This window comes from Blastococcus carthaginiensis (assembly GCF_030731085.1).
Classification (GTDB): domain Bacteria; phylum Actinomycetota; class Actinomycetes; order Mycobacteriales; family Geodermatophilaceae; genus Blastococcus; species Blastococcus carthaginiensis.
Genome location: NZ_JASNFN010000016.1, coordinates 99,752 through 125,423, shown reverse-complemented (window position 1 = coordinate 125,423; position 25,672 = coordinate 99,752). Strand labels below are relative to the sequence as shown.

The window sequence follows — 25,672 nt, the reverse complement described above, 5'->3', positions numbered from 1 at the left end:
CCGCCGGTCGCGCAGCGTGAACCCCCGGGGGGGGGTGTCGCCCGGGCGGGCGCCCCCCCCCGGGCGTCGTCCTGACCCTTCGGGGTCAGGACGGGGCCCCGCCGCGGTGCAGCTGGGGGATCAGCGCGCAGTCGACGAGCCCGGAGTCCGAGGCGACCAGCCAGTCCAGGAAGTCCGCCACCGGCATGGGACGGGCGATGGCGTACCCCTGGGCGACGTCGCAGCCGAGGCGGGCGAGGGTGGCGCTCGTCGCCAGCGTCTCGACCCCCTCGGCCACCAGGCTCAGGCCGAGGGCGTGCGCGAGCGCGACGGTGCTCTGCACGATGGCCGCCGCGCGGGGGTCGCGGTCTACGTCGGCGGTCAGGGTGCGGTCGAGCTTCAGCTCGTCGGCCGGCAGGTGCCGCAGGTAGGCCAGCGAGCTGTAGCCGGTGCCGTAGTCGTCGATCGACGTGCGGACGCCGGAGGCGCGCAGGTCGGCGAGGACCGTGCGGCCGCGCTCGGGATCGGCCATGAGGGTGTCCTCGACGAGCTCCAGCGTGAGCGCCCGCGGCGGCAGCCCGTGCCGGTGCAGCGCGGCGGCGACCTTGCCGGCCAGGTCGAGGTCGGTGACGTTGGCCGCCGACAGGTTCACCGACACCGGCATCTCGCGCTCGTGCCACCAGCGGGCCGCCGCCTCGAGCGCCAGCTCGAGCACGCGGTCGGTCAGCGGCCGCAGGAGCCCGGCCTGCTCGGCGGCGGGCAGCAGCTCGGCGGGGGAGAGCAGCCCGCGGGTGGGGTGCTCCCACCGGACCAGCGCCTCGGCGCCCACGATGCGGCCGTCGCGCATGTCCATCTGGGGCTGGAGGAAGACCCGCAGCTCGTCGCCGTCCAGGGCGGTCCGCAGCTCCTCCATGGTGCGCAGCCGGCCGCTGCCGGAGGTGCCCGTGACGGGGTCGGGCACGTAGACCTGCACGCCCTCGCGGGCGCGCTTGGCGCTGTACATGGCGACGTCGGCGCAGTGCAGCAGCTCCTGGACGGTCGTCGCCGGAGCGGGTGCGGTGGCGACGCCGATGCTCATGCCGACGTGCAGCCGGACGTCGGCGACCGTGAAGGGGGCGAGCAGCAGGTCGCGCAGCCGCTCGGCCAGGGCGCGGGCCTCGGCGGTCGATGCGGCGGGCATGAGGACGGCGAACTCGTCGCCGCCGAGCCGGGCCAGCAGCTCGCCGGCCCGCAGCGAGCCGCGCAGCCGCGGCCCGATCTGGCGCAGCAGGTCGTCGCCGGCGGTGTGGCCGAGGCTGTCGTTGATCTCCTTGAAGCCGTCGAGGTCGAGCAGCAGCAGGGCGGCGGGCCGCTCGGGGGTGGCCGCGGTGACGACGCGCTGGGCCTGCTCGAGCAGCGCGCGACGGTTGGCCAGCCCGGTGAGCTCGTCGGTGCGCGACTCCAGCACGACCTGGTTGTAGCCGCGCACCTCGCGGAAGGTGACGGCGATGCGGAGGACGCCGGCCAGCACGCAGGCGATCGCCAGCCAGCCGGCGACGTCGGGCACGGGCTGCGACCAGGGGCTGAGCACGACGAGGCTGGCGACCAGGCAGGCGAGCGGCACGGCCAGCAGCCGCCAGCCGATGCGCGAGCCGCTGCTGCCGAGGCGGCGGGGTGGCTCGACGGCGCCCTCCGCGGCGGCGGCGGCCAGGATCACGGAGGCGAGCCAGCCGAGCTCCAGCGGCCCGCCGTCGACGTAGGTGCCCTGCACCTTGAGGGCGAAGAGAACGAGGTCGGAGACGGCGATCAGGCCCAGCGCCGCACCGAGCAGCACGAAGGTGCGGTCGAGGCGCACGCCGAGGATGCCGCCGACGGCCATGACGACGGCGATGAGCAGCACCGTGGTGATCGGTGCCATGAGGTCGGCGGCCGCCACCGGGGCTCGGCCGGGCCCGATGAGCAGGTAGGGGCCCAGCAGGAAGGCGACCCCGGCGGAGAGGCTGCCGAGCGCGGCGACGACGCCGTCGAGCCACATGCTGGGGTGGAAGCGCGGCACCCGCGCGCGGATGAGCACGACGACGGGCACGTACATGGCCAGGTAGGCCGCGAACATGACCCCGAGCGCGAGCGCGGAGGCGGGCTCGTTGCCCTGCAGGCCGGAGGAGAGGACGCGCAGCGCGTTGCCGAGCGCGCCGAGGAGCAGGGCGACGGCGAGCGCGGCCCAGGCCAGCCGCTCGGTGCGCACCCGGCGGGCCGTCAGCAGGCACGCCGCCGCCGCGGCGAGGTAGGGCAGGTTGTAGAGGACGACGTCGTACGCGCGGTCCCACGCCGCGCCGGCGGGCCGCTGGCCGATGCCGGTGGCGTAGAGCGCGGTCAGCGCGACCGTCAGGAGCAGCGCACGGCCGGGACGGCGACGCCTGGTCGCCGCCTGCTCTCGCTGGTCCATGGAGGGGAACATCGGCCGGGGGACGCCCGGACTGCAGGGCTGCCCGTGCGCTCCTCACCCGGTGGGGGGAGCCGGACCGTCACGGACGGGACCTCGACTGCCGATGAAGCACGTGTGGAGCGAACGCACGAGCAGGAGCCGGGGACGACGGAGCGCGGTGCCGACCTGGAGCCGATGAGCGCCACGGTCTCCTTCCGCACCGGATCGGCCGAGAGCTACGGCCGCCACGCGGCACCGCCGTCCGCCTACGGACCGGCCGACGTCCACCGGCTGCCTCCCGTGTCGCTCGCCCGCCTGCGGGTGGCGGAGCAGGTCGAGGCCGCGGACCGCGCCGAGGAGGACACCGCTGCTGCCACCCCCGCCCGGACGGAGCGCGAGGCGCCGGCGAGCAGCAGCGGGTTCTGGGCCCGGCTGCGCCTGCTGCCCAGGGCGGCGTAGCGCTCGGTCGCCGACGTCAGCGCCGGTGCGACCTCACCGGCAGACGGGGACGGCGAAGTCGGTGTTGTGCAGGTACGGCCCACCCGGCGGGTCGCCGTTCATGTAGGAGTTCGCCGGCGTCCAGAGGCCGTTCCAGGGTTCGGTCTCGATCAGGTACCAGAAGCCGTCGGGGCTGACGCTCGGCACGCTCGGGGCGTAGTAGCGGCAGCGCACCATGATCGTGGTGTGCGGCGGGATGGGTGCGCCGCGCCCGGAGAGCGTCCGCGGGTCGGCGAAGGTGTTGGCGCCGATGCTGCCGGCCTCCTCCTGGACGGGGGTGCCGTCGCCGGTGCTGGGCAGGGGCACGTTCACCAGGTCGTTGGCGGCGAGGGTCGGGTCCGCCGCCGACGCCTCGGGGCTGCGCTCGCCGAGCACGAGGGCGGTGAGGGCGGAGGAGAGGACGGCGACCAGCACCAGGGCGACCGCCAGCAGCGCCCAGGTGGGCAGCCGGCGGCGGCGCGGCGCGGGCCCGGCGGGGGTCTCCTCGGCCGGGTCGTCCGCCGTCGCCGGGCCGACCGTGGAGGCGCCGCGGTAGGGGCCGCAGGAGTCGACGAGCGCCGGCACCCCGGCGGCCTCGGGGTACCCGGGCAGCTCGGCGCGCGCCCAGGCGTCCAGTTCGCGGACGGCGCCGGTCACCTTGGTGCGCGGGTAGCTGCCGGCCATCCAGTTGTCGAGGGTGCGGGCGCTGACCAGGCCGCCGCTGCGCGTGACGAGCTGGTCCCTCCCACCCGACGAGGCGATCAGCCAACCGACTTGCGTGACGAAGGGGTCGGTGGCCGCGTCGTCGCTCGTGTCGGTCATCGGCACCCCCGTGCTGCGGAACTGGTTCGGGCGCGCACCCCCGTCGGACCGGGAGCGTGTGCACCGTTCCGCCCCGGGCGGGCTGACCGCGCACGGGGGTGGTCAGCCCGCCGCGGAGCGGGCGATGCAGCGGCCGTGACCCCGCCGCTGCGCCAGCCCGAGCGGGTCAGACGAGGCCGCTGTCGATCGACTGCTGCCAGGCCATCTCGTCGATGACGGCGCGCTTCTCGACGTCGTCGAAGCGCACGTCCTTCCAGCGTCGGCGCTCGTCGCCCAGTGCGCCGCCGCGGTGCCACTCGCCCTTGCGGGTCAGGAACCACGACCGGCCGTGGTAGTCGGGCCCCTCGAAGGCCCAGCCGGTCAGGCGGGTGAGGCCGCTGCGCCGGGTCTCGGGCTCGCGGGCGTAGGGGAGCAGGTACAGGCAGACGTCGGTGAACTCGGCCGCGGTGAGCCGGCGCAGCACGTGCACCGCCGAGCGGACCTGCTGCTCGGTGCGCCGCTCGTCGCGGGCGTAGAGCAGCCAGACGGCGTCCTCGTCGGCGAGCTCGAGCAGCGTGGTGCGCTGCCGCAGCCGCTCGGCCTCCGCGGCGGCGGCCTCCTCCTCGCGGCGCTTCTCCTCGGCGGCGGCGGCCGCGCGGGCGCGCAGGCGTGCGTTGGCCAGGTCGCGGTCGCACACCCGCCAGCCCTGCCAGAGGTCGGAGTGGTCGGCGCAGACGGCGCGGGTGCACTCGGTGCACTCACCGACGGCGGGCTCGCCGCAGCGGCAGGTGGCGCCGTCGTCGTCCCGGGTCTGGATGTAGACGGTGCCGCAGCGCCGGGTCTCGGCCGCTGACGGAACTGCTGAGGGCTCCGCGCCGGCGGGGACGAGCTGGTCGATGCGGACGTCGGCGTCGCACCGCCAGTAGCCGGTCAGGATCTGCGTGCGGGTGGCCGTCGCCCCACAGGAGGGACAGGGCATGCCGCGAAGCGTAGGAGCGCCAGCCCCACGCAGAGGGGAACACGGCCAGGTGTCGGGCTGCGCCGGCAACGTGCGTCACAAGTGCAACGGAGGTGCGACACCGACGTGGGCGCCCGCGTCGCACAGCGCCGACAGCAGAGTGTCGAGACAGGCGCTGATGACGCTCTTCGAGCACCGCCTGCCGGTGGCGCCGGGTGAGGGTGAGCACGAGGCCGGCGTCGCGGACGAGGGTGGCCGACAGCTGGCGTGCCCGGAAGCCGTCCGGCGTCCCACCCAGCTCGGCGAGCGCCAGGGCGGAGGACGGGTCCATGGAGCTGACCACGGCGGCGCGGGTACCGGCGCTGCCCAGGCCGACGGCAGCGGCTGCCGCACCGAGCCGGGCGTCGAGGTGAGCGAGAGCGAGGCGCTCGGCGAGCGGTAGAGATGCCCCGTGCCGACGAAAACTGCACGCCTGCGATTGCAGCACGTGGTCAACCGGCTACTGAAGCGCGACTCGACGACCCGACGAGTTCACTCATCGCCGTCAGGCCGTCACATACGGTACGTGCCGTCACCAGAAAGGGCGGTCAAGGGGTGAACAACGTCCGAATTGCCAGGTACGTTACTCCCGCGTTTCAGTTCTCAACCACTTGAGGCTGAGGCGAGACGGGTCCCGACGGGGGAGGGCCCGGTGTCGAGCGGGGGCTCTGTTGGACCTGAGGGACGTCCTCCACGCGGTGCGTTCTGGCTGGTGGCTGCTGCTAGGCGGCCTGCTGGTCGGGCTGGCCGCCGCGGGATTGCTGAGCTGGCTGGCGACGCCGCTCTACTCCTCCTCGACCCAGCTGTTCGTCTCGGTCGCCGGCTCGACCGATACCTCCGCGGCGTACCAGGGAAACCTCTTCACCCAGCAGCGGGTGACCTCCTACGCCCAGCTCCTCACCGGTGAGGCGCTCGCGGCGGAGGTCGTCGACGACCTGAACCTCGAGCTCACCCCGGCCGCCGTGGCGGGCAACGTTGACGCCCGAGTGCTGCCCGAGACGGTCATCCTGGACGTGACGGTCACCGACACCGACCCGGCCCGGGCGCAGGCGATCGCCGCCTCGCTGGCGGAGCAGTTCACCGAGCGGGTGCTGGAACTGGAGGCCGACGTCTCCGCGCTCAAGGTGAGCGTCGTAGAGCCGGCGGACATCAACTCGGACCCGGTCAGCCCCGCCGTCACCCGGAACCTTGCGCTGGGCGGGGTGCTGGGCCTCCTCATCGGGCTGGGGCTCGCGCTGGTGCGTAGCCGGCTCGACAACACGGTGAAGACCGGTGACGACGTGCAGGCGCTCACTCACACCGGCCTGATCGGCACGGTGCTGGAGGACGCGCGGCTCGGTGAGCAGCACGTGCTCGCATCGGCGGACCGGCAGTCGGCGACGGCGGAGTCGTTCCGGGCCATCCGCACCAATCTGCAGTTCCTCGACGTCGACCACCCGCCCAAGGTGATCGTGGTGGCCAGCTCGGTGCCCGGTGAGGGCAAGTCGACGCTGGCGGTGAACCTCTCGATCGCGCTGGCCCAAGGGGGCAGCCGCGTCATGCTGGTCGAGGCCGACCTGCGGCGCCCCCGGGTGACCCGGTACATGGGGCTGGTCAGCGGGGCCGGGCTCTCCAACGTGCTGGCCGGTACAGCCGACATCGACGAGGTAGCCCAGACCTGGGGCGACGACAAGCTGAGCGTGCTCGCGGCTGGGCCGATGCCGCCGAACCCCAGCGAGCTGCTGGGCTCGGAGCAGATGCGCTCGCTGCTGGACGGCCTGCGGAGCACGCACGACTACGTGGTCATCGACACCCCGCCCCTCCTGCCGGTCACGGACGCGGCGGTGCTCAGCGTCCTCGCCGACGGCTGCGTGGTGACCACCCGGTACGGCAAGACCCGCCGCGAGCAGCTCGAGGAGGCGACCAGGGTGCTGGCCCGTGTCGACGGGAAGCTGCTCGGCGTCGTGCTCAACCGGGTGCCGCCGGCCTCGGCCGTGGCCCAGGGCTACGGCTACGGGTACGGATACACGGCCGACCCGTGGCGGGCGCCGATCCCGCCGGTCGAGGGCCGCGCCGCACGCCGCGGGCGCCGGCGGGGTGGGCCGGCCGGCAGCCACTCCGCCGGGACGGAGGCCGGGGAGCAGTCGTGATCGGCACGCACCGCCCGGCCGTCCACGCGTGCCACGGCCGCTCAACCACTCAGCCACGCACGCGGACCGGCGTGCTCGTCGATCGGGGGATCGCGTGATTCTGCAGCGTTCGGGGTGGCCCTGGCGGCTGGCCCGCCTCGCCATCCTGGTGACCGACGTGATCTCGCTGCAGGTGGCACTCGTCTTCGCGACGGCCGCCCGCTACGACGGCGACCTGACCCGGCTGAACACCCGCGGACTGGTCATCTGCGGGGCGGCCGCCGCGGTCGCCTTCCTGGTGCTCTCCGTGGCGATGCGGCTGCACCAGGGCCGCTACGCGCTCGGCAGCGTGGACGAGCTCCGCGGCATCCTCGTGGCCGTCGGGGGAGCCGCGTTCACCGTCTTGGCCGTCGACGTGCTCGCCGGCTCGCCGCGCCTGATCCCGCTCTCGGTGGCGCCGGTCGCGGCCGCCATCGCTGCGCTGCTCATGCTCGGCTTCCGGTTGGTCATCCGCAGCCAGCGGGAGGGTGCCGTGCGCCCGCGCACGGGCCGGCCGACCCTTGTCTTCGGCGCGGGAGAGGCGGCGCACCAGCTGATCCGCTCGATGCTCGCCGACCCGGACAGCCCCTACGTCCCGGTCGGGCTCATCGACGACGACCGCAGCAAGCGGCACCTGCGGATCCGGGGTGTGCGGGTGCTCGGCAGCCGCGACCAGATCGATGCTGCGGTCGCGACCACGGGCGCCGAGGTGCTCGTCATCGCCTTGCCCGCCGCCGATTCGGCGCTCGTCCGCGATGTCTCACAGCGTTCGATCGCCGCCGGGCTGTCGGTCAAGGTGCTGCCGGGTCTCTCCGAGCTGCTCCAGGGGCGCGTGGGGATCCGCGATGTGCGGGACATCGACATCGCAGACCTGCTGGGCCGGCACCAGATCGACACGAACGTCACCGAGATCGCCGACTACCTGCGGGGCAGGAAGGTGCTCGTCACCGGCGCCGGCGGGTCGATCGGGTCGGAGCTATGCCGGCAGATCGCAGGCTTCGCCCCCGCGGAGCTGATGATGCTGGACCGGGACGAGTCCGCGTTGCACGCGGTCTCGCTGAGCATCCACGGCGAGGCGCGGCTGGACCTGCCTCAGGCCATCCTGGCCGACATCCGCGACGGTGAGGCGCTGCGCGGCCTGTTCATCGAGCGGCGGCCCGACGTGGTGTTCCACGCCGCTGCGCTGAAGCACGTGAACATGCTGGAGCAGTACCCGGCCGAGGGATTCAAGACCAACGTGCTCGGCACCCGCAACGTGCTCGAAGCGGCCACCACGGCAGGGGTCAGCCACTTCATCAACGTCTCCACCGACAAGGCCGCCGACCCGGTGAACGTGCTGGGCCGCACCAAGCGGATGGCCGAGCGGCTCACCGCCACCTACGCGCGCAAGAACGAGGGCAACTTTCTCTCCGTGCGGTTTGGCAACGTGCTGGGCAGCCGCGGCTCGGTGCTGGAGACCTTCGCCGCGCAGATCGCCCGAGGTGGGCCGATTACGGTGACGCACCCGGACGTGACCCGGTACTTCATGACCATCCCCGAGGCAGTGCAGCTGGTGATCCAAGCCGGCGCGATCGGTAGCGGCGGCGAGGCGCTGGTGCTCGACATGGGAGAGCCGGTGCGAATCGCCGACGTTGCCAAGCAGCTGATCGCGATCGAGGGGCGCCCGATCAATATCCTGTACACCGGCCTGCGCCCGGGCGAGAAGCTGCACGAGGAGCTGTTCGGCACCGAGGAGCGGGATAGCCGACCGGCGCATCCGTTGATCAGCCATGTTCCGGTTCCGTGGATCGAGGGAGACCTCGAGAGCTGGCTCCGGCACCCTGTTCCGCCGCTGGAGGCGGTCCTGCAGGTCGACGCGATCGAGACGCGCTGGGCGGCTCGGGTGGCCGCCGAGCTATGACGGTCACGGTTTCCTGTTCCGGTGACTCAGCCCTAGCCCGTGCAACGGCTCCCCGTCCCAACGCGGGCGGTGGTGACCGACCGTGACTGCCATGTGGGCCCTCGCGGCCGCAGCGCTTATCGGTGTTGTGCTACAGCCGCTGGTGATCCGCGTCTTGCGAGCGAGGGCGGTCTTCGACGTGCCCGGCGAGCGCTCGTCTCATGCGATAGCCACTCCGCGAGGAGGCGGCATCGCCGTTGTTTTGGCCTTAGCCGCCGCGCTCGTCCTCTTCGTTGGTCCTCCGTTTGCCGTAGTCGCGAGCGTTCTGTGCTTTGCGGCGCTCGGCGTGATCGACGATATCCGCGCCCTGCCGGCGCTTGGACGCCTCATTGCCCAGGTCACTCTTGCGGTCGTGACCGGGGTCGCCCTCCTTCGGGTGCTACCCCTCCCCATCTCGGGGGTCGTCGGTCTCCTGGCTTTTGCCGCATGGTTGACCCTGTACATCAACAGCTTCAACTTCATGGACGGGATCAACGGAATTAGTGCAATGCAGGCCGTTTCGATGGGTGCGGCGTTTGGCATGTGCGGTCTCGTGATCGACTCCGGCCTGCTCGCGGGCTTCGGGGCTGCTGTCGCCGGTGCCGGTGTCGGGTTCCTACCGTTCAACGCGAGACCTGCCGCGAGGGTGTTTCTCGGAGACGTCGGCAGCTACGGACTCGGGGCTGCTATTGCGCTGCTTGCTGTGCTGGCGGTGGCAGAAGGCTTGCCGCTGTGGGTTTCTGTCCTCATTCCTGCGATTTACCTGGCCGACGTCTTGGGAACACTCATCACGAGGGCCATGCTGAGAAAGCCGCTCATGTCGGCACATCGTGACCACGTTTACCAACAGTTAATCCGCAAGGGGGGTCGTCATGTCCCGGTCGCCCTCTTCGTATCTAGTGCGTCGGTGCTAGTGGCCGGTTGCGCCATCGCGGGCTGGATGACCGAGAGCTTGACGTTTCGGCTGGTTGCGATTTCGGCGATGACCGTGGGCGTCGCCGGCTACCTCGCGGCGCCCCAGATTTGCGATCGCTTTTGGATCGGCGAACGGAGATGGGCGCCAGGGCGGACGGGAGACAATTGACATGCGCATCGGATTGATTAGTCAGTGGTACGACCCGGAAGTGGGGTCGGCCGGCGTCCCCGGCTCCATAGCCCAAGCTCTCATCGGCCGCGGTCACGAAGTGGATGTGCTCACGGGCTTTCCGAACTATCCCGATGGCAACGTCTACGCGGGATACCGCATTCGGCCCTATCTCCGCGAGCGCCGTGATGGGGTTCGGGTACACAGAGCGCCGCTGTATCCCAGTCATGACTCCCGGCCGGGGCACAGGGCGGCCAATTTTCTCAGCTTGGCAGCATCCTCCAGCATCGTGGGACTCAAGGCTCTTGCCGAAGTCGAGGCGACGCTCGTGTATTCGTCGCCGGCAACTATGGCGATCCCTGCGATGACGCTGCGCGCCGTACGCCGTACGCCGTACGTCCTCTTAATCCAGGACATGTGGCCGCAAAGCGTGACCGCGAGTCAGTTCATTCGGTCGCGGGCCAGTGAGATCGTCGAGCGAGCACTTCACCGCTTCTGCGATGTGACCTACGGGCGCGCGGCTTCGATCGCTGTCACGTCTCCTGGGATGGCCGATCTACTCCTCGCCCGTGGTGTGTCACCGGCGAAAATATCGGTCGTACCTAACTGGGCCGATGAGCGATACTTCTACCCGACGGACGCGCCCGAAGACGTAATCGCCGAAGTAAGGGCTTCCGATCGGTTCACGGTTATGTACGCAGGAAACCTGGGCGAGGTGCAAGGACTCGAGGTGATCATCGAGGCGGCCACCTTGTTGCGGAACCGCGAAGAGATCGGCTTCGTCCTAGTTGGTGGAGGCGTGGCGGAAGCGTCGCTGAGACAGATGACTGCCGAGCGCGGTCTGACCAACGTTCGCTTCGCCGGTCCGCGTCCCGTGGATAGAATGGCGAAAGTGCTCGCGGCCGCGGATCTGCAGCTCGTCACGCTCCGGGATCTGCCGATCTTCCGATCCGTGCTGCCGAGCAAGGTGCAGGCGACTCTCGCGGCCGGGCGGCCCCTGGTCGCGGCCGTGACTGGGGATGCAGCCTCGGTCGTCAGAGAATCCGGAGCCGGGATTGTGACCCCTCCGGGAGACGCCGAGGCAATGGCAGACGCCGTGCTGTCAGCCAGTCAGCTGTCGTCAGCGGAGCTGAGTCGCCGGGGCGCAGCCGGTCGCTCTTATTACATGAAGCACCTGGGACGGGAGGCAGGTGCCGAAGCCCTTTCCTCCTTGCTGCAGCAGGCGGCCGCTGGGGCGGCGAAGCGTTGACGGGGGCCCCCCGGGTAGTGGTGTTTGGTGCTTCCGGCTTCGTCGGCAGCGCGGCCGTCGCAGCACTACGGGAGCGCGGCGCGGACTCGATCGCCGTCCCAACCCCTCGGTTCAACCCTGTCTCTGCGGCCGACGCGAAGTCTGCCGCACGTGACGCGATGACCGCTCACGGCTCCTTGCTAGGGGTCTTGGCGGGGGCGGACGCGGTCATCAACGCGGCCGGGCTGTCGGATGCGACATCGTCCAATGAAGGTGCCCTTATCGCGGCTAATGCGGCTGTACCGGGGTTCATCGCCGGCCTCTGCAGTCAGGCGGCTGTCGCCCGTTTCGTTCACGTGAGCAGCGCGGCAGTCCAGGGAGATCGAGCAGTGCTTGATGACGGGCCGACGGGAGTAGTGATGTCGCCATACTCGCGCTCAAAGTCGCTAGGGGAAGAGCTTGTAAGGCAACTCGGCCAGGGGCGAGCGGTGGTCTACCGGCCACCGGGCGTCCATGCGGCGTCCCGAGCGGTCACCCGTTCCCTCGCTCGCCTAGCTGGCTCGCCGCTCGCTGCCGTGGCTTCGCCGGGCAACGATCCAACTCCCCAGAGCCTCCTTCCGAACGTAGCCGACGCGATCGCATTCTTGGCGCTCCATGGGCGGCAACCTTCACCGACGGTTGCCCATCCGTGGGAGGGACTGACCACGGGTGAACTTCTGGATCTCCTCGGCGGCAGGCGCGCCCGTCGGCTGCCTCGCTGCCTCGCGCGGTCTGTGGTCGCGTTCGGAGGCGCGCTCGGCCGCACCTCTCCACGGATGGTTGCGCACAGTCGGCGGCTAGAGGTGCTGTGGTTCGGGCAGTCGCAAGCCGAGAGTTGGCTGACTCGTCAAGGCTGGCGCCCTCCCGTCGGTATCGAGGGGTGGGCACACCTTGGACGGGAACTAAGACGGCGGAACAGCGGGCCAACATGATCAATCGGACGAGCTCCGGCGGCTGCACATTGCGTCGGAGTAGCCGCTGTGCCGCGCACCTTCTACGAAAGAAAGGCTCTTGACGTGACCAGCTCCCTAGCAGGACGGACCGTCCTTATCACCGGCGGTACTGGCTCCTTCGGTTCCACCATGGCCCGGTCTCTGCTCAATGAAGACGTTGCCCAGATCCGGATCCTGAGTCGAGACGAAGCGAAGCAGGACAACCTCCGCCGCCAACTGCGTGACGAACGCATGCGCTTCTACGTGGGGGACGTGCGCGACGCCGCGAGCGTCGATGACGCCGTTCGGGGCGTAAACAACGTCTTCCATGCTGCGGCGCTCAAGCAGGTGCCGTCGTGCGAGTTCTTCCCGTCGCAGGCAGTCCTGACGAACGTGACCGGGAGTCACAACGTGGTGGAAGCCGCCGGCCGGCATGGGGCGAGCTCCGTGGTCATGCTAAGTACGGACAAGGCCGTCTACCCGATCAATGCCATGGGCATGACGAAGGCACTCATGGAGAAGACTGCTCAGGCATTCGCTCGTAACAATCCCGAATCGCAAACAGTCGTCTCCGTTGTTCGTTACGGCAACGTCCTTCAGTCCCGCGGATCCGTGGTACCCCTCTTCTTAGAGCAGCTCGCGAGCGGCGAGCCGATGACGCTGACGGATCCGAACATGACCCGATTCCTGATGTCCCTCGACCAATCGGTCGACCTGGTCCGGCACGCCCTACTGCACGCGCGACCAGGTGACCTCTTCGTCCGCAAGGCCCCGGCAGCCACCGTGCAAACGCTCGCCGAAGGTGTCGCCGCTCTGGTGGACCGGCCCGCAAAGACCGCTGTGATCGGTACGCGCCATGGCGAGAAGGTCTTCGAGACGCTGCTCTCCCGCGAGGAGGTACTCCGCGCTGAAGATCACGGGCAGTACTTCCGGGTGCCCTTGGACGCTCGCTCCCTGAACTACGGTCTCTACTTCGACGAGGGGTCCGAGGCCGAGGCCGCCCTCGATGACTACACCTCTCACAACACCGACCGGTTGGATGTCGAAGGGGTCGCTAGCCTCCTCAGGACCGTCCCCGAGGTGATGGCAACCGTGAGCGAGATGACGTGAGGGTTGCCGTCACGGGTGCCAACGGCTTCCTCGGCTGGCACCTGCAGTGCGCCCTGCTGGCGGGAGGTAAGCATGTCGCCGTTCCCGTCAGCCGACCTGAACTGGCGGATGCCGCATCGCTTCGTCAGCGCCTGCAGGACTGCGACGCCGTGGTGCACTTAGCAGGCGTGAACCGAGGGAGCGACGAGGACGTCGAGGCGGGCAACAGGTACTTGGCCGTGACCCTGGCAGAGGCCCTCGAAGACACGCCCATACGCATTGTCGTCCATGGCAACTCCATCCACGCCGGCACAGCGACACCGTTCGGTCGGAGCAAGGCTTTCGCCACCGATACGTTGGCTCAGGGAGCGGCCAAAGTCGGAGCGGTCTTCGCGGACTTGATGCTCCCAAACGTCTTCGGGGAAGGTGGCCGACCGTTCTACAACTCGGTCGTCGCCACCTTCGCGCACGAGTTGGCTGCGGGAAGGCAGCCGACCGTAAAGGACGATCGGGAACTGCCCCTCCTGCACGCGCAGGACGCTGCTGACCAACTGCTGGACGTCCTGCTGACTGGACAAGAGGGCGTAATCCGCCCGACAGGTATCCCTACCCTTGTGTCCGACGTCCTGACGCAGCTTGAAGGCATGACCAGTTACCGTGACGCCGGAGACTTCCCAAACCTTTCGACGCGGTTCCGCGTCGCCCTCTTCAACACGTACCAGTCCTTCTGCTTCCCAGGCGCCTTTCCGATCGACAAGGTCATGCACAGCGACGCGCGGGGAACGTTGTTCGAGTCAGCGCGCGCCCAGAGCACCGACTCATTGTCTTTCGTCTCGACCACGGTCCCAGGGGCCGTGCGTGGGCAGCACTTTCACCGACGAAAGGTGGAACGGTTCATCGTCGTGGACGGCGAAGCGGAGATCCGTCTTCGGCGGCTTATTACCGGAGAAGAGATCGCTTTCGCGGTATCTGGGAGCAGGCCGCAAGCCGTGGACATGCCGCCGATGTGGGCTCATTCCTTGAAAAACACAGGCAGTCGACCGGTTACAACGGTGTTCTGGACCAACGAACTTCTCGATCCTCAGTCTCCCGACACATATCCCTTTCCGGTGTACCCATCGGCACAGGATTGATCGCCATGACAGCAGTCGAATCCCCCAATCACTTGGGCCAGTCAGGATCAGCAACGGCCGCAAAGCGCGCCGTCGTCGCACCGCTCATACTCCTTGGCGTATGGGTTTCTGGTGTCGCAGGACTTGGCCTCATAGATGGATTGATCCGCGTTTCTCACGAAGTCAGGCTTGTAGTGGTCTCCGTGGCGCTGTTTCTCGCGGGCCTGATCTTTGCTGCGATCCTGGCCTGCCCCCTACGTCTGCGACGCGGCTTGGCGCTGCTGCGCTTGGGTCCGTGGATCTGCGTTGGCTTCGGGGTGGTATTTGGCCTTGCGTCACTAGTCTGGCTTGCGCCGGCCGAGGGGACGCGTGCAGTCACCGACCCAGCCTTTCTGGTGCCTGCGGCGCTGCTCGCTTTGGCGGGCTTGGCCTCCTTCGCGCTTGGTTACGCGTTCACCCCGCGGATCCTTAAAACGGTGGTAAACAGGGCGAACGCGGGTCTGCAGGGTCCAGTCCTTGGTAGTCCGGGCCCAGCATCCGTGCTGACCCTTTGGGGCATTAGCGTTCTGGCGCAGGTGGGTGCCATGCTTTCAGGCAGCTTCGGGTACCTCTCCGACCCGAGCGCGGCGCTCGGGGCAACCTCGTCCCTTCCCGCTGTCCTGGCACTGCTAGCGGACGTAGGCCTACTTAGCACCCTCCTCGCCGCATGGTGGTATGCGGGAGAGCGCAACGGCGGCGCGCTAGCACTGTTGGTGTACGTCGTTCTGACCCAGGTCGCCCTCGGCCTGTTCGCCGGTTTAAAAGAATCGGTGATCATCCAATTCGTAGCGGTGTTCCTCGGCTATGGGGTTAGGCGCCGAGTCAGATTTCTGCCTATTCTCATAGCCGCAAGTCTCGTCGTCGTCGTTATTGTCCCGTTGATTACGCAATACCGACTATCAGTCTTGGTGGGATCCGGCCGCCTCTCGCCCGCGCAGGTATTGGAGACCATCACGGTCGACGATTTAGCCGCGTCGACAAGCGATACGTCCATGACGGAGTCCATGGAGCAGTTCGGCCAAAGACTGTCACGCGTGGGCGACGTTGCAGTGATCATGCAAAAGACCCCTGAGGTTGTGCCCTACCAGTCGCCCGTCGATCTCGCCGCTGGACCGGTCCTTGGCCTCATACCGCGCTCTCTTTGGGCGGGAAAGCCGGTACTTGACGCGGGCTACCGGATGAGCTCGGTGTACTACGGCCTACCACCGGGCGTATTCACCTCCAACGCTATGACGCCTTATGGAGACCTGTGGCGACACGGCGGCCCCTGGGTTGTGGCGCTCGGCATGGCCATACTAGGGATGCTGGTCCGCGCAATAGACGAGAGGAACGGAGATCCACGTACTGATCCCCGACTGTTATTCCTGCCGATGCTGTTATTTGCGCCGCTCGTGAAGCAGGAAATGGACTACCTGGGACTCTGGGCCTCGTTGGTGGGCGTCGTTGTAGTGGCGACCATCTCGGCGCGAATGGTCGCGACCATGTCCAGGCCTGCGACGCGTCTTCGATACTCAGGCTAGGTCGCTCAGAATCTCCGTCAAGCGATGCTGGTACGTGTGCTCCGCCAACGCCCGTTGGGCAGCGGCATCACCCACTCTACGCGTCAGGTCAGGCTCATCGAAGAGTTGCTTGATGTGTTGAACCAATTCGTCGTAGTTGGCGAACGCAAGGACCTCCGTGCCGACGTCAAAGAGGTCTCTCAAACTCTGGCGATCCTCGCAGAGCACTGCCCCTCCCGCCGCCGTCGCCTCGAACAAGCGGCAGTTCACCGAGGTCATTTCTGCCGGGTGCAGGTTGTTCAGCACGCCGGCAGCCTGTCGAAAGACCCGGGATTTGTCTTCTCGGTGAACGGGCGCTTGCACGGCGAGTGAAGCGGCTGGTCCGGCGGGCGTAATCTGTGGCCATCCCGCGCCATGGAGTGTCAGTGGTATGCCTGCTGAGGCGAGACGGTTCAGAAGGTGAACCCGCGTCACATACATGTTTCCGACCACGGCAATGCCGCCGGCCGACGCTGGTTCACCGATAGGGCGGTGCCAGGCCGGATTGCAGGCCTCGGGAAGGAATGAGCAACGGAGCCCATATGTCGTAACCAGTCGCTCCACCAGCAGCGGGTCCTTGAAATACATTCGGCTGTACTCTGCAGCCATCATCCGCAGGACGCCGAGGTTGCTCACATGGTCGGGGAACCAGAGCGCCACTCGCGCGCCATTCAGGCGCAATGCTCGAACGACCTCCGGGTGTAGCGCCCCCTCCACGCTTATGACAAGGTCAAGTTCGGCCTCGAGAGCCCGTGCCAGCACGCCACGCTGGAGTCGCAAGTCCAACGGTGGGGCGGCGGAAGCCACCGCGTATTGAAGATTTGTGGCGCGTCTGCCGTGAGGTCGCCGCCGCGCCGCCCCTAGGGCGATTGCTTCCACGCCCAGATCCGGCAGGCATGCCACGATGTTGGCCGCGAACTCGTCCGCCTCGGGTGGACCAATCACTCCTACGCGCACAGAAGCATCCTTTCGATTCGTGTAGCTCGGCAAGACCTGCCTAGCGCTGACCCTCAATCTGAGACGGCGCCCGTCGCGGCGGATGAGTTGGGCTTCGACCTGGCCGCGCGGAGTGCAAATTGTAGAAGTACGTGGACTGTGATGTACGTCGCCGAGGAGGTGAGAGCGGCCCCGAAGGCGCCGATCAGAGGTACAAGTATGGCTAAGCCGACGATAGTCACGACAACGCCGGTCCACTCACATCGTGCGACGAGGGTGGGTCTCCCCATCCCGCGTAGAAGGTCTCCGACCACTTGATTGACGACAAAGAAAGCGGCGCCGGGCGCGAGGCCGAGCAGGAGCCGGGGGACCTCATCGAAGCCTTGACCATAGAGCGTAGGGACGATGACGGGCGCGAGGGCAACCACGACCACGACGCCCAAGATCGCAACGACGAAGGAACCCCGAAGGGCATGCCGCAGTGTCGCTTCGGAGTCATCTCCCCCGGCCAGCCGCGGGAAGGCTACGTTGCCGAAAGCAACTGCCAGCGGCGCCACCATCAGACTGAGTGAGACGGCAACCGCGTACTGCCCCAGCGCGGCGGGTGCGACCATGAGGGCTAGGAGGATCTGGTCGAAGCGCCCGTTCAACGCGTTCGGGGCGGTGGACGCGGCGTTGGACAAGCCGTACCGAAGCATGGGTGCTGCCTCGAGGGGGGAAAACCTGCCCCGCCGTTCTCGTCGACGGTGGTACAGCCACCAGGCCAGTAGGCCTTGGGCGGCTAACGAAGCGCCGAAGACGCCCGTCGCGATACGGACATCCACGTCGAGTGTGACCACCGCGGCCGTCAGCGCGCTGGCGAAAAGAAGAGGCTGGACGAGGCGTACCACGTTCCACAGTCGGATGTCCAAAGCTTGGAGGGCGAAGACCGCTGGCGCGGCAGCGAAGCTAATCGGAACAAGCGCTGCGATGACCAGGAGGGCAATGTCCCGGCCTTCCGAACCATCCATAAAGGTGAACGAAGCGACGACGACGAACACGCTCCCGGCTACGGCCAAGGGGAGTAGAAGGCCTAGGGCCGTCCGGACGAACGTGTCCGCTAGATCTTGGCGACGCGCGGAGAAGTAGACGACGGAGGCGGCGAGACCAAGCTCAAAGATGACGAGGACGATGCCGAAGAAGGCAGTGGCCGCAGCGTAGTCGCCGCGGCCAGCGGCCCCCAGCACTCGGGCGAGGAGTACGCCGGTGGCCGCGCTTACCAGAGTCGTGCTCGCGTTGAATGCCGCGGTTCGTCCGACGATGCGCAGGTAGCGAGAACCGCCTCGTCTCACTCTTTATCCCTCGTCATGCTGGTTGCGCCTGGAAACGACCGTGCCGTTGAGATCGCCCCCTGCCCGACCCGCGTGGGCACCTGTTGCTAATCCCTGCGGACCCACGCTACTAGGAGTCCGCAGTCATCGTTCATGGTGGCTACACAAACTAGGCAGAGACGTGTCACCGTTGGACCGCTTACGGCGCGCCATCTTAGCGATCAGCTTCCCGACTTCGAACTGTTCAACCGACAGCTCCGTAACGCTGCGGCGGGCTGCGGTCATGTCTTCACATCCGTTCCAAGCCAGGCATCCGAGGTGATGTGGCCATAAACTGCGATAAAGGTCGAGATGCTTCGCTCGGAGGAGAAGTAGTCCAGGACGTGCCGGCGCGCGCGTTCGCTCATCGCAGCTCCATCTGCGCTGAGTGTCTGGAGGGTTCGCGTGGCGAGTGCCTGAACGACGCCGTCTTCGTCTGGCCCCTGCGCCACCAGCCACCCCGTCTCGCCGGACCGTATGGACATGCGAGTGCCATCAGTATCCGTGGCCACCACTGGAACACCGCACGACATGGCCTCAAGCGCAGACATGCCGAATCCTTCCTCGTGAGAGGCCTGCACGAATACCGAGGCGCCGCGGTAGAGCGCGGGAAGCCTCTCGGGTGGTACGTCAGATTGGATCCGGACCCGATGCGACAGGCCAAGTTGGACGATCAACGAAGAGTCGGAAGTCGACAGCTGGCCTCGTCCGGCTAGCACGAGGTCGGGCACTGACGGGTCCACGTCGACCATGTGTGCGTATGCCTTGATCAACCGGCGGAGTCCCTTGCGAGGCTCGGCGAGTCGGCAGACGCAGAGCAGATAGCCATTATGCTGCCACCCGTCCGGAGACGGAGTGAAGCGCCTGACGTCGACACCCGGTGCCGCCAGTTCGACGAGTCCCTTGGCGTGTGGCCGGACTGCTTCCATCATTGCTTGGTTCCACACAAGGACAGCGTCGACGGACCGCAGAGCTCGGGTCTCGGCTCGCGTCGACAAGACGGTCATGACCTGTCGCCACAATCGTTGGGGCAGGGGCATGGCCGCGAGTCTGGACTCTCGTTCCCAGCGGACCATCGTTGCGGCCTGAAGTGCCACTGGTGACTTCGAGTCGACGACTGCCCGAGCGAGCGCGGGTGCACCAGCGACGACTTGGATGACGTCGAACTGGTCCAACGCGCTGGTCAGTTCGCGTCGAGGCCGGTATCGCATTGGCTCAAGCTCGACGGCATTTGCTCCCCAGTGTCGATCCACCGGCGAATCGCCCAGTGGTTCGTTCAAGGAGCGGCGGAACCACGACTTAGGGGCCGTCAGTCTTCGGCTGGCAGGATCCCGGCGAGACGTGGCGAGGTCATAGATGACCACTCTGTGGCCTCTGGCCGCAAGCTCCCCGTGCAGCCAGCGGGCTATGGTAGGTACGCCCCCACCGGTCGCGAATCCTTGGGTTACCAGTGCGATGCGAAGATGCCCACCGTCGGTCATCGGCGCGCCCTCTTCGAATCCGGAGTCATCATCGAAGGCCTGCCCACGAGGCGTGCTGCTCGGCCGTAGACAGAATGAAGTTTCGTACTCTGATGCTGCAATTCTCCACGCCATAGTCGCGGGGTGCGACTGTCCTGGGCTGGCTAGCGATGGCCGCCTCGATGCCGGCCACGAGGGACTCCGGGTTCAAGTCCACCGTGATGATCGAGCCTGTGTCGAGTGCCTCGGGGCGCTCGATCGACGAACGCAGGGTTACGGCTGGGAAGCGGAGGATGGAGGATTCCTCGCTGATGGTTCCACTGTCTGAGAGCACACAGCGGGCGTGCAGTTGCAGGTGATTGTAGTCGTGGAATCCGAACGGCATGTGGAAGTTTATGTCGCGCAGGCCCATCACACCCTGCAGCTGTTCGACGCGGAGCCGCGTTCGTGGGTGGGTCGACACGAGGACGGGGAGGTTGAAGGTGTCCCGGACCCTGATCAAGCAGTGGACGAGTGCCTGGAGCCTTGCCGGGGAATCAACGTTTTCCTGGCGGTGGGCGCTGACGAGAAAATAGCCGCCGGAGTCGAGGTCCAGGCGCGCAAGAACATCGGACCCTTCGATTCGGGGGCGGTAGTGTTCCAAGACCTCACGCATCGGCGATCCCGTGTGCATGATGCGGCGAGGATGGACGCCCTCGGCCAACAGGTTGCGCCGCGCGTGCTCGCTGTAGACGAGATTGAAGTCGGCCACGTGGTCGACGAGGCGGCGATTGGTCTCCTCGGGCACATTCTCGTCGAAGCAGCGATTGCCGGCTTCCATGTGATAAACGGGGACGCGCATCCGCTTCGCCATGACCGCCGAGATGGCACTATTGGTGTCACCGAGGACTAGGAAGGCGTCCGGTGTCTCCTGCTGGATGACCCGCTCAGTCTTCCTCAACGTGTCTCCCAGCACCGCGCCAAGGCTGGACGTGTCCACGTCGAGTGCATGATCGGGTTGGCGAAGGCTCAAGTCCTCAAAGAAGACGCCGTTCAACTGGTAATCCCAGTTCTGGCCGGTATGAACGAGAACGTGGTCAAAGCTTTCGTCGAGGCGGGTGATGACTCGAGACAGGCGAATAAGTTCAGGTCGAGTTCCGACGACGGTCATGACCTTCACGAGGAAACCTCATCTCGAGATATTGTCGTGGCCTCGGCCGAGGGTCCGACGAGCAACATGACTCCCGTTGACATGTGATTGGTCGTCAGTGCAGGAGCCAATCGAAGTAGGTGGCAGGATCGAACGGCACGGGGTCCGGTGTCAGCGACGCGCTCAACGCATCGGACACCGCGGCACCAAGGGATGATGCTTGGCCACTTCTATACCCGAAGAGGGCGGGGCCCGCGATCTCCCGGTTATGGTCCGTCTCCTGAGCCAGCACCGGCATACCCGCTGCTCGTGCCTCCGCCAGTGGGTATCCAAACGACTCGATGCTTGTCGGGAAGTACACCGCGGTCGCGGCGTCGTACTCGTCTCTCAGGCGTTCGCGGCTCAGTAGACCCACGAGCGAAAAGCGGTCATCAGTGCGGAGGGTCGGCGAGGCTTCGTCGGGTCGGATCGTGCAGACGACTCTGGCGTCTGAGCTCCCGAGCGCCTGCTGCAGAAGTTCCAAGTGATTCACCAGATGCTTGTACGCGGAGTTGACGATCGGACAGAGGATGGTGGGCCCAACGCTCGGTGGCACAGGTGGCTTCGGCGGCACCGATAGTGGATGTAGCCGCACCACGATCCGGTCAGCCAATTCCGGAAGGACTGTTGCGACGCGGTCGGCCATGCTCGAACTGGGGACTACGAGCACGTCGGAGCGGCGTGCTGCGGCGCGCACAACCTGAGTTTGTGTTGCGAATCCTCGGCCGAGACGCTGGGCGAACTCCTGCCACTCTTCACGACTCAGAAAGTGATTGGCATTCCGAAGAAGTGTCCATCGACTCTTGCCCGCGAGGGCGAAGCTCACGTTGTTGGCCGCGATTACCTTCTCGGAGCCAAACGCCACTGCTTCGCGACGGAGCAACCACCGTGGTGTCACAAAGTGGTCAAGTCCGATCACGGACAATCCCGATGACCCGTGATCGGACGCATACTCAAGATACTGGGCGCGGAACCTTCCTGCGCCGCCGGACTGGCCGCCCGCGAGGTCGATGACGACCGTCACTCGCTTCTTCCTCCCCGTAGCCGACCGAGTCCCGTCGCACCGATGGAGCAGTTGGTGGCCGGCGCCCCCACCTTAAGGGGGTAGCGCGTGCACCCCGCCATCGTTCACCCGCATAGGGTGAGGGTCGAGCTCGTCGCTCGGCTTCGAACAGTAACGGGGAGAGGTGATCCTGGCCGTGGTCGTCAACTCTGCGCGAGCTACGCGCGCCGTCGTCGTGGGGCTTGGCTACGTCGGGCTACCGCTCGTCGTAGAGATGGTCCGCAGGGGCCACCAAGTCATCGGACTGGATCGCGACGAAGCGATCATCGCTAACCTGCGCAGTGGGCGCTCGCACATCGACGACATCGACGACGCGACGATCGAGGAGATCCTCGGCGCCGGGTTCCTCCCGACGAGCGACGCTTCCTGTATCGCCGAAGCTGACGCCGTCATCGTCTGTGTGCCGACGCCGTTGTCCAAGGACGGAGGACCCGATTTGGGCGCGGTTGAGAGCGTGGGACGGGTGCTGGGCGAGCGCTTGACCAGCGACACCCTTGTCGTGCTTGAGTCGACCACCTATCCTGGCACGACCGAGGAGTTTTTCCAGCCCCTGGTCGAGGCCCGGGGACTCCGCGTAGGCGCGGGACTCTCCCTCGCCTTCTCTCCGGAACGCGTCGACCCGGGCAACCCGGTCTACGGCATCAAGAACACCCCGAAGGTTGTGGGTGGCGTCACCCCTGAGTGCACCGACCGGGCGGTGGCCTTCTACAGCAGCTTCATCGACACGGTCGTGGCGGCCAAGGGCACTCGGGAGGCCGAGATGGCCAAGCTGCTGGAGAACACGTACCGGCACATCAACATCGCGCTGGTCAACGAGATGGCCCGGTTCTCCCATGAGCTCGGCATCGACCTGTGGAACGTCATCGACTGCGCCAAGACGAAGCCGTTCGGCTTCCAGGCGTTCTACCCGGGGCCGGGAGTCGGAGGTCACTGCATCCCGATCGACCCAAACTACCTGTCGCACACGGTGCAGGCCCGTCTGCACTACCCGTTCCGGTTCGTGGAGCTGGCGCAGGAAGTGAACGCCGGTATGCCGAACTACGTGGCGCGACGAATCCAGGATCGGTTGAATGACGAAGGCAAGGCCGTCCGCGGATCGACGGTGCTGCTGCTCGGCGTGACCTACAAGGCCAACATCGCCGACGAGCGCGAGTCGCCCGCCGTCCCGCTGGCACTCAAGCTCGAGGCGATGGGCGCGGACGTGCGCTTCCACGACCCTCACGTGGACGTCTGGAACGCCGCGGCGCACGGCGATCCGGAGCGGCTGTTGGAGGGGGAGCAAGACCTTCACGCGGCTCTCAAGCAGGCGGACATCGTCGTCCTGCTCCAGGCGCATCATGAATACCTGGATGGGGCACTGGACGGCGTGGGCGTGTTCGACACCCGAGGCGTGCTGTCCGGGTCCGAGGTCGTCCGTCTCTGAGTCATCCGTGTACGAGCGCTAGGTCTGTCAGTGAATCGTCACTGGCAGACCTAGCCTCATGACATCCGGGCGAGCGGCAATCAGCGCGCTTAATTGGCAAGGCCGCATTCGCCTATGGGTCGATGTGCTAGGCGAGGGAGTCGCTTCCAGGTGCGCCCTCATGTGGGCGGTGACGTCGTCGAGAGGGACGCCCCCGGCCCATGCCGCGTGCCGGTGCCAGGCCCCGATCCGGCATTGTGCGGAACGCCGCCGAGCGTGACGCCGTGCATGAAACCGCGCGGCTCATGAGGTGCCCCGCACGGTGCATTCGCGTGGCCCACGGACGATGCCCGTCCCGTACGGTGCGGCCCCATGGGCTGGCTGGTCACGGGCGGTGCGGGCTACATCGGGGCTCACGTGGTGGCGGCCATGCGAGCTGCTGGCCAGGACGTGGTCGTCCTCGACGACCTCAGTACCGGGTGTGAGAAGCGGGTCGCGGGGGTGCCGCTCGTCGTCGGGTCCACGCTCGACCGCGAACTGGTCGGCCGCACGCTGCACGAGCACGCGGTGCGGGGGGTCGTGCACCTCGCCGCCAAGAAGGCGGTGGAGGAGTCCGTCCGCGATCCGTTGACCTACTACCGGGAGAACGTCGAGGGCCTGCGGTGCCTGCTCGAGGCGGCCGTCTCCGAGGGCGTCGACTCTTTCGTCTTCTCGTCGAGCGCCGCCCTGTACGGGGAGTCCGACGTCGAGCAGGTCGACGAGAACACGGTGTGCCGCCCGATCAACCCCTACGGCCGCACCAAGCTGATCGGCGAGCAGATGGTCGCCGACGTGGCTTCTGCCACGGGCCTCCGTTACGCCAGCCTCCGCTACTTCAACGTCGCGGGCTGCGCGACTCCCGAACTCGCCGATCGAGGCGTGTCCAACCTCGTGCCCATGGTGTTCCAGCGGCTGGTCCAGCAGCAGTCGCCCGTCATCTTCGGAGACGACTACCCGACGCACGACGGCACGTGCGTCCGTGACTTCATCCACGTGCAGGACATCGCGTCGGCGCACGCCGTCGCCGCCGCCGCCCTGGCGGAGGGTTGCATCACCGACCTCGTCGCCAACATCGGCCGGGGCGAGGGTGTCTCGGTGCGGGAGATGATCGCCGTCATCCGCGAGGTCACCGGCACCGCCGGCGAGGAGTGGTCGGAGCCGACGGTGCTCGATCGCCGGCCCGGGGACCCTCCTCGGGTCGTGGCGTCAGCGGAGGTCATCGAGCGCGCCCTGGGCTGGCGCGCCTCCTTCGCTGTCCGGGAGATGGTCGAGTCCGCCTGGGCGGGGTGGCCGCGTCCCTGATCTACTCGCCGCTCAGCGCGGGACGTCGGGGAGTGCCTCGTCGGCGAACTCGTCGGCGTTCTGGGCGAGCGAGTCGCTGCGGAGGTACTCCCACATGCGGTCGGCGGTGACGTGGTCGAGGTAGACGACGCTGGCCGGCCCCTCCATGCCGATGCCCAGCACCGGTGCGGTGAAGTACTCGATGTCGCCGGGCGTCACATCGCGCATCGAGTAGGCCAGGCTCGCGAGGTCGGCGTTGCTGAGGGTCTCGTCGACGCTCACGGCGCTGGTGACGGCCAGCATGGCCGCGTCGAGCTTGGGCGGGCTGGTGAAGGTCTCGGAGCTGAACAGCTTGTCGAACATGGCCCGCAGGTACTGCTGCTGCCGCTTCACCCGGTCGAAGTCGCCGCCGGTCAGGCCGTAGCGCTGGCCGAGGTACCAGCGGGCCTGGTCGCCATCGAGGTGGTTGACGCCGGCGGTGAAGGTGTACGGGCCGTTCCTCGTCGTCTCGGCCACCACCACGTCCACGCCGCCGAGGTCGTCGGTCACCTGGACCAGGCCCTCGAAGTCGATCGCGACGTAGTGGTCGATGCGCACCTGGGTGAGCTGCTCGACGGTCTGCACCAGAAGTGAGGGCCCGCCGAAGGCGTAGCTGGCATTGATCTTGTCCATCCCGTGGCCGGGGATCTCCACCCAGGAGTCGCGGGGGATGGAGATCAGCTGGGCGTGCTGCCGGTCGGCCGAGAGCCGGGCGAGCATGATCGCGTCGGAGCGGCCGCCGGGGTCGGCGCCCTGCTCGCCCTCGCTGCGGGTGTCGGAGCCGACCAGCAGGAAGGTGACCGGATCCTCGCCGGCGCTCTGCTGCGGGGTGGCCGGCGCGGGGCGGGCGTCGGCCTCCAGGTCGGCGAAGACGCCGGAGACGCGGTCGATGTTGCCGCCCCACCGGTCGGCGAGGAACCACAGGCCGCCCCCGACCAGCACGGCGAGCACCAGCGCGAGGACGCCCAGGCCGATCAGTACCCGCCGCAGCCCGCGGCGGCGGGGCCGCTCCTCCTCCACCTCGTCCGCCGAGGCGGACAGGAGTGGGATGGGTGCGGTGTCGCGGACGCGGCCGGCGTCGCCCGTGCCGTGCCCTGGCGCGCCGTTCTCGTCGCTGCGCATTCCTCAGCCCCCGTCCCCGTCGAACCCGG

21 protein-coding genes are annotated in these 25,672 nt (G+C 67.7%); 12 read left to right on the top strand and 9 right to left on the bottom strand.

The window, feature by feature from the left end; translation table 11 throughout:
- Positions 1-85: 85 nt before the first annotated feature.
- Positions 86-2,404, bottom strand: coding sequence for a putative bifunctional diguanylate cyclase/phosphodiesterase (locus QOZ88_RS14525; RefSeq protein ID WP_306000456.1), 2,319 nt, complete (start codon positions 2,402-2,404; stop codon positions 86-88).
- A 114-nt stretch (positions 2,405-2,518) separates the two neighbouring features.
- On the opposite strand from QOZ88_RS14525, the gene QOZ88_RS14520 reads away from it, so the two are divergent.
- A complete protein-coding gene (locus QOZ88_RS14520) occupies positions 2,519-2,842 on the top strand; it encodes a hypothetical protein (protein WP_306000455.1) in 324 nt (107 codons plus the stop codon).
- Positions 2,843-2,875: 33 nt separating this feature from the next.
- Here QOZ88_RS14520 and QOZ88_RS14515 read toward each other — a convergent pair whose 3' ends face one another.
- Together QOZ88_RS14515 and QOZ88_RS14510 are read right to left on the bottom strand one after the other, a co-directional pair.
- Positions 2,876-3,682: a hypothetical protein gene (locus QOZ88_RS14515; protein ID WP_306000454.1), complete on the bottom strand. Its 807-nt coding sequence runs from the start codon at positions 3,680-3,682 to the stop codon at positions 2,876-2,878.
- A gap of 166 nt (positions 3,683-3,848) precedes the next feature.
- Positions 3,849-4,640: a hypothetical protein gene (locus QOZ88_RS14510; RefSeq protein ID WP_306000453.1), complete on the bottom strand. Its 792-nt coding sequence runs from the start codon at positions 4,638-4,640 to the stop codon at positions 3,849-3,851.
- Between the two features lie 157 nt (positions 4,641-4,797).
- On the opposite strand from QOZ88_RS14510, the gene QOZ88_RS14505 reads away from it, so the two are divergent.
- The 9 genes from QOZ88_RS14505 (at position 4,798) to QOZ88_RS14470 (ending at position 15,766) form a co-directional block, all read left to right on the top strand.
- Positions 4,798-5,061 carry a hypothetical protein gene (locus QOZ88_RS14505; RefSeq protein WP_306000452.1) on the top strand — a complete coding sequence of 88 codons (264 nt, stop codon included), beginning with the start codon at positions 4,798-4,800 and terminating at the stop codon, positions 5,059-5,061.
- A gap of 208 nt (positions 5,062-5,269) precedes the next feature.
- Positions 5,270-6,787, top strand: coding sequence for a polysaccharide biosynthesis tyrosine autokinase (locus tag QOZ88_RS14500; protein ID WP_319946891.1), 1,518 nt, complete (start codon positions 5,270-5,272; stop codon positions 6,785-6,787).
- Positions 6,788-6,881: 94 nt separating this feature from the next.
- Positions 6,882-8,705 carry a polysaccharide biosynthesis protein gene (locus QOZ88_RS14495; RefSeq protein ID WP_306000450.1) on the top strand — a complete coding sequence of 608 codons (1,824 nt, stop codon included), beginning with the start codon at positions 6,882-6,884 and terminating at the stop codon, positions 8,703-8,705.
- Positions 8,706-8,796: 91 nt separating this feature from the next.
- Complete coding sequence (locus QOZ88_RS14490) at positions 8,797-9,807, top strand: MraY family glycosyltransferase (RefSeq protein ID WP_306000460.1); 1,011 nt, start codon at positions 8,797-8,799, stop codon at positions 9,805-9,807.
- 1 nt (position 9,808) lies between these two features.
- Positions 9,809-11,056: a glycosyltransferase family 4 protein gene (locus QOZ88_RS14485; protein ID WP_306000449.1), complete on the top strand. Its 1,248-nt coding sequence runs from the start codon at positions 9,809-9,811 to the stop codon at positions 11,054-11,056.
- Between the two features lie 17 nt (positions 11,057-11,073).
- A complete protein-coding gene (locus QOZ88_RS23210; RefSeq protein WP_406568227.1) occupies positions 11,074-12,006 on the top strand; it encodes an NAD-dependent epimerase/dehydratase family protein in 933 nt (310 codons plus the stop codon).
- Positions 12,007-12,054: 48 nt separating this feature from the next.
- Positions 12,055-13,116, top strand: a complete 1,062-nt coding sequence (locus QOZ88_RS14480; RefSeq protein ID WP_306000448.1) for an SDR family NAD(P)-dependent oxidoreductase — start codon at positions 12,055-12,057, stop codon at positions 13,114-13,116.
- Positions 13,113-14,228, top strand: a complete 1,116-nt coding sequence (locus QOZ88_RS14475; RefSeq protein ID WP_306000447.1) for a polysaccharide biosynthesis C-terminal domain-containing protein — start codon at positions 13,113-13,115, stop codon at positions 14,226-14,228. The genes QOZ88_RS14480 and QOZ88_RS14475 overlap by 4 nt, the downstream gene beginning before the upstream one ends.
- Positions 14,229-14,233: 5 nt before the next feature.
- Positions 14,234-15,766: a hypothetical protein gene (locus tag QOZ88_RS14470; protein WP_306000446.1), complete on the top strand. Its 1,533-nt coding sequence runs from the start codon at positions 14,234-14,236 to the stop codon at positions 15,764-15,766.
- Here the strand turns inward: QOZ88_RS14470 and QOZ88_RS14465 are convergent.
- The 5 genes from QOZ88_RS14465 to QOZ88_RS14445 form a co-directional block, all read right to left on the bottom strand.
- A complete protein-coding gene (locus QOZ88_RS14465; protein WP_306000445.1) occupies positions 15,758-16,741 on the bottom strand; it encodes a CgeB family protein in 984 nt (327 codons plus the stop codon). The two genes, QOZ88_RS14470 and QOZ88_RS14465, sit on opposite strands and share 9 nt — an antisense overlap.
- A 53-nt stretch (positions 16,742-16,794) precedes the next feature.
- Positions 16,795-18,051 carry an oligosaccharide flippase family protein gene (locus tag QOZ88_RS14460; RefSeq protein ID WP_306000444.1) on the bottom strand — a complete coding sequence of 419 codons (1,257 nt, stop codon included), beginning with the start codon at positions 18,049-18,051 and terminating at the stop codon, positions 16,795-16,797.
- 260 nt (positions 18,052-18,311) lie between these two features.
- Entirely contained in the window at positions 18,312-19,001 is a 690-nt protein-coding gene (locus QOZ88_RS14455) for a glycosyltransferase family 4 protein (protein WP_306000443.1), read from the bottom strand.
- 577 nt (positions 19,002-19,578) lie between these two features.
- Positions 19,579-20,679 carry a non-hydrolyzing UDP-N-acetylglucosamine 2-epimerase gene (gene wecB / locus QOZ88_RS14450; protein WP_306000459.1) on the bottom strand — a complete coding sequence of 367 codons (1,101 nt, stop codon included), beginning with the start codon at positions 20,677-20,679 and terminating at the stop codon, positions 19,579-19,581.
- 94 nt (positions 20,680-20,773) lie between these two features.
- The gene (locus tag QOZ88_RS14445) at positions 20,774-21,721 is read right to left on the bottom strand and encodes a glycosyltransferase (protein ID WP_306000442.1); all 948 of its coding nucleotides are present in this window, start codon (positions 21,719-21,721) and stop codon (positions 20,774-20,776) included.
- Positions 21,722-21,884: 163 nt separating this feature from the next.
- On the opposite strand from QOZ88_RS14445, the gene QOZ88_RS14440 reads away from it, so the two are divergent.
- Both QOZ88_RS14440 and galE read left to right on the top strand, forming a co-directional pair.
- Positions 21,885-23,183 (top strand): nucleotide sugar dehydrogenase, encoded by a 1,299-nt coding sequence (locus QOZ88_RS14440; protein WP_306000441.1) that lies wholly within the window; start codon positions 21,885-21,887, stop codon positions 23,181-23,183.
- Between the two features lie 351 nt (positions 23,184-23,534).
- Positions 23,535-24,503, top strand: a complete 969-nt coding sequence (galE, locus tag QOZ88_RS14435) for a UDP-glucose 4-epimerase GalE (protein ID WP_306000440.1) — start codon at positions 23,535-23,537, stop codon at positions 24,501-24,503.
- Between the two features lie 12 nt (positions 24,504-24,515).
- On the opposite strand, the gene QOZ88_RS14430 is transcribed toward galE, so the two are convergent.
- Positions 24,516-25,643 (bottom strand): LCP family protein, encoded by a 1,128-nt coding sequence (locus tag QOZ88_RS14430; protein ID WP_306000439.1) that lies wholly within the window; start codon positions 25,641-25,643, stop codon positions 24,516-24,518.
- Positions 25,644-25,672: the final 29 nt, after the last annotated feature.

Excerpts from the sequence above, each read along its gene's own strand:
- QOZ88_RS14525 (WP_306000456.1), bottom strand. The coding sequence starts at position 2,404 with ATGGACCAGCGAGAGCAGGCGGCGACCAGGCGTCGCCGTCCCGGCCGT.
- QOZ88_RS14515 (WP_306000454.1), bottom strand. The coding sequence starts at position 3,682 with ATGACCGACACGAGCGACGACGCGGCCACCGACCCCTTCGTCACGCAA.
- QOZ88_RS14510 (WP_306000453.1), bottom strand. The coding sequence starts at position 4,640 with ATGCCCTGTCCCTCCTGTGGGGCGACGGCCACCCGCACGCAGATCCTG.
- QOZ88_RS14505 (WP_306000452.1), top strand. The coding sequence starts at position 4,798 with ATGACGCTCTTCGAGCACCGCCTGCCGGTGGCGCCGGGTGAGGGTGAG.
- QOZ88_RS14490 (WP_306000460.1), top strand. The coding sequence starts at position 8,797 with ATGTGGGCCCTCGCGGCCGCAGCGCTTATCGGTGTTGTGCTACAGCCG.
- QOZ88_RS14485 (WP_306000449.1), top strand. The coding sequence starts at position 9,809 with ATGCGCATCGGATTGATTAGTCAGTGGTACGACCCGGAAGTGGGGTCG.
- QOZ88_RS14470 (WP_306000446.1), top strand. The coding sequence starts at position 14,234 with ATGACAGCAGTCGAATCCCCCAATCACTTGGGCCAGTCAGGATCAGCA.
- QOZ88_RS14455 (WP_306000443.1), bottom strand. The coding sequence starts at position 19,001 with ATGATGGAAGCAGTCCGGCCACACGCCAAGGGACTCGTCGAACTGGCG.
- wecB (WP_306000459.1), bottom strand. The coding sequence starts at position 20,679 with ATGACCGTCGTCGGAACTCGACCTGAACTTATTCGCCTGTCTCGAGTC.
- galE (WP_306000440.1), top strand. The coding sequence starts at position 23,535 with ATGGGCTGGCTGGTCACGGGCGGTGCGGGCTACATCGGGGCTCACGTG.
- QOZ88_RS14430 (WP_306000439.1), bottom strand. The coding sequence starts at position 25,643 with ATGCGCAGCGACGAGAACGGCGCGCCAGGGCACGGCACGGGCGACGCC.